The 2,869-nt window shown below is 69.7% G+C and carries 3 protein-coding genes; 2 read left to right on the top strand and 1 reads right to left on the bottom strand.

Features of this window, described 5'->3' with window-relative positions:
- The first annotated feature begins 5 nt into the window (after positions 1-5).
- Together VH499_RS16370 and VH499_RS16365 are read left to right on the top strand one after the other, a co-directional pair.
- Positions 6-644 (top strand): type IV toxin-antitoxin system AbiEi family antitoxin domain-containing protein, encoded by a 639-nt coding sequence (locus VH499_RS16370; protein WP_332053813.1) that lies wholly within the window; start codon positions 6-8, stop codon positions 642-644.
- Entirely contained in the window at positions 634-1,581 is a 948-nt protein-coding gene (locus VH499_RS16365; RefSeq protein WP_332053812.1) for a nucleotidyl transferase AbiEii/AbiGii toxin family protein, read from the top strand. The genes VH499_RS16370 and VH499_RS16365 overlap by 11 nt, the downstream gene beginning before the upstream one ends.
- Before the next feature lie 53 nt (positions 1,582-1,634).
- Here VH499_RS16365 and VH499_RS16360 read toward each other — a convergent pair whose 3' ends face one another.
- The gene (locus VH499_RS16360; protein WP_332053811.1) at positions 1,635-2,567 is read right to left on the bottom strand and encodes a 2-dehydropantoate 2-reductase; all 933 of its coding nucleotides are present in this window, start codon (positions 2,565-2,567) and stop codon (positions 1,635-1,637) included.
- Positions 2,568-2,869 lie beyond the last annotated feature (302 nt).

Raw genomic sequence — 2,869 nt, 5'->3', positions numbered from 1 at the left:
GTCACATGCCATCCGTCAGGCGCCGAAGCAGAGAAACGACCGAGGCCAAGCGCGCCGAGAGGCTTCTGGCCGATCGCGGCATGATGCGGCTGCGCGAGTTCACCGCCGCCGGGATCGCCGCGGAGACGCTGGCGCGGCTGGTCCGCCGGGGACGCGTCGTGCGGGCCGCGCGAGGTCTCTATCAGCGCGCCGACGCAAGACCCGGCGCGGCACATACCATGGCGGAGGCCGCGAAGATCGTGCCGAACGGCGTGGTCTGCCTGGTCTCGGCCCTGCAATTCCACGGGCTCACCACCCAGGTGCCGTCCCGGGTATGGATGGCCATCCGGCGCTCGAGCTGGACCCCGACGGCGACCTGGCCGCCGATGCGCTTCGTCTACTTCGGCAAGAGGGCCTTCGATATCGGGATCGAGGCCCACGAGATCGAACGCGTCCCCGTGCGCGTCTATGGCGTGGCGAAGACCGTCGTCGATTGTTTTCGATACCGGAACAAGATCGGCATCGACGTCGCCCTTGAAGCACTTCGCGAGGCCCTGGCCAGGGGGATGAGCTCGCCCAACGAGATCTGGAAACTGGCGGCGGCGCTCCGCGTCCTGGGCGTCGTCCGGCCCTATCTCGAGGCGGTCGCGGCCAATGGCGCGTGAACCAAGGAACGTGGCGGCCTCCATACGGGCACGGCTGCTCGCTCTCGCTCGAGGAACGCGACGGGACTTCCAGCTCGTGCTGACCAGCTACGCACTGGAACGACTGCTCTACCGGCTGAGCATGTCCAGGCACAGAACCCGCTTCGTTCTCAAGGGGGCTCTTCTCTTCACGGCATGGCTGGACGATCCGTTCCGGCCGACGCGCGACCTCGACCTGCTGGGAAGCGGCCGCGCCGAAGCAGACGCCGTTGCGCGGGTCTTTCGCGAAATACTTTCCCGACCGGTCGGCGACGACGGTCTGGTCTTCGACGTGAAAGGTCTGCGGGCGAGCGCGATCAGAGAGGCGGCGCGTTACGGCGGAATCCGCGTTGAAACGACCGCGACCCTGGAGCGCGCCCGCGTACCGGTGCGTGTGGATATCGGCTTTGGCGATGCCGTCACTCCCGCGCCGGCCGAAATCGCCTACCCGACATTGCTCGACAGCCCGGCGCCGCGCGTGCGTGCCTACCCGCGCGAGACCGTCGTGGCCGAGAAGCTGGAGGCGATAACCTCGCTCGGTCTCGTCAATTCGCGCATGAAGGACTTCTACGACCTCTGCATGCTCGCGCGCCACTTCGACTTCGACGGCCGAACGCTTGCGGAAGCCGTCGCGAACACCTTCCGCCGCCGCGGAACGCCGGTCCCGGCTTCTCTGCCCGACGGCCTGACGGATGCCTTCGCCGGTCGCCGCGAGACCCAGGCCCAGTGGCGCGCGTTCACGAGCAGGGACCGGCTCGCGACCGAGATTGCTGCCTTCTCTGTCTGCGTTTCCGAGATCGGCCGCTTTGTCGGGCCTGTGCTCGAAGCCATCCGTGACCCGGGCGCCACGCCTGGTCGTTGGCCGCCGGGTGGCCCGTGGCAGCAGCGGAGGCGGCGACAGCGCAATCCTTGCGCCTGACGACTCGCCAGCGTTCCGCTCGGTCGCCTCGTGTCCGGGCAACCGCTGGCTGCTCAGGCGCGCGCCGTGTGGCGGCTGATCTCGTAGGCCTGGAGATTGCACAGGGCGGCGGCGAGGATCGGCGCGGCGACGCCGCGGCGCTGGGCCCGTTCCACCAGATCGCCGATCGTGTGTTCGGCTTCCGTCGGCTTGCCGCCCTCCATGTCGATCAGCATGGAGGGGGCGTAGGTCGACTCGGGCTGCGAATAGACGCCGCGCATCAGGCCGGCCGTGTCGGGCGGCGGCGGAAATCCCTCGGCCGTCACGACGCGCGTGCATTCCTCGATCACCGCCGACACGAACGCGGCGCCGCCGGGCGAGCGGGCGACGACGCCGGCCCGCGCCCGGGTGAGCGACGCGACCGTCGCGAGGCAGGCGAAGCCGAAGAACTTGACCCACATCTGCGCCAGGATGTTGTCGCTCAGGTCGGCCTTGATGCCGCCCGCGGCCAGGGCCTGCTGGATGGCGAGGCAGCGGCGCGACTTCTGCCCGTCGAGCTCGCCGACGGCCGTCATGTCGATGCGCAGGGCGCTCTGCTGGATGGCGCCGTCCGGCATCAGGGCGGCGTTGATCGCCGTCAGCCCGCCCAGCACGCGCGGCGCGCCGAAGCGCCCGGCAAGCGCGTCGATGTGGCGAACGCCGTTCAGCAGCGGCACGATGGCGGTGTCGGGACCGACCGCGGGCGCAATCGCCTCCATCGCGCCGGCGAGGTCGTAGGCCTTGCAGCACAGCAGGACGACGTCGTAGGGGCCGTCGATCTCGCCCTGCTGGAGCGTCTTCACCGCAGCCCTGATCTCGCCGTCCTGGCTGCGCACGACGAGGCCGTCGCGCGCGAGCTGGCTCGCCCGCGCCGGTCGCACGAGGAACGCCACGTCCGCGCCGCCCTTCACGAGCTTGCCGCCGAACAGGCCGCCCAGGGCCCCCGCGCCCAGGACCAGGTATCGCATCTGCTCCCCCTCTCGTTCCCGAGGCCCGCGACATCGCCCGCCGCGGTGGCGCCCCGGCAACGACAGTCGCGCGTGCGCGGCGGGGAGTCTATGGCCCTACCGCTGCAGGGTTTCGATCGTGACGTTGCCGTCCTCCGGGTCGAGCACGCGGTCGACACGACGGCGCGGCTCGGTCTCGCCGTGAAGCTGTAGAGCGCGTCGCTGCCAGATTATGCTACTTTCACGCCGTCCACGGTGAACAGCCGACCGGTCGAGTTCCGGAGACGATGCGGAAGGATCTTCTGGTACTCGGGTGACTTGTA

Source organism: Reyranella sp. (genome assembly GCF_036558665.1).
Taxonomy (GTDB): Bacteria; Pseudomonadota; Alphaproteobacteria; order Reyranellales; family Reyranellaceae; genus Reyranella.
This window is presented reverse-complemented; position numbering and strand designations above follow the sequence as displayed.